Raw genomic sequence first — 377 nt, 5'->3', positions numbered from 1 at the left:
GGATAGACCGCCGAGGCCGCGACCGGTTTGGGGATGATCGCGCCGGCGCCCTGGCGCAGCGCCCAGGCAATGCGCCCCGGCGCTTCGGATCCGAGCAAGGCGACGACTGGGCATGATGGGCGGTCGCCGCTCCAGGGCAGCAATTCGTCCCAACCCTGGTCGGCATCGACGAAGACAAGGTCGAGCGCCTCGGCATTCGTCAGCGGCTTCCACTGGCATTCGACCTTGAGGCCAAGCAGGCCAAGCTGGCGGCGCAGACGATCGGTATTGCCATCCTCTTCGGCAAGGATGACGGCGTGCCAGCCGGTGAAATTGGGCGTGTTGGCGATCATGACACCACCCTCAGCCGCGGCAAGGGCTTTTGACCGGCGCCGGTC

Annotated in this window: 1 protein-coding gene; it reads right to left on the bottom strand. The window is 66.8% G+C overall.

Translation table 11 applies throughout. The features are described from left to right. The coding region (locus AC1D0P_RS31805) for an ANTAR domain-containing protein (RefSeq protein WP_477680369.1) at positions 1–332 on the bottom strand (332 nt) is incomplete at its 3' end. Positions 333–377 lie beyond the last annotated feature (45 nt).

The sequence above is a fragment of the Polaromonas sp. P1_G2 genome, assembly GCF_056405515.1.
The sequence above is the reverse complement of the archived record's forward strand: the minus strand, read 5'-3'. Positions and strand labels throughout refer to the sequence as shown.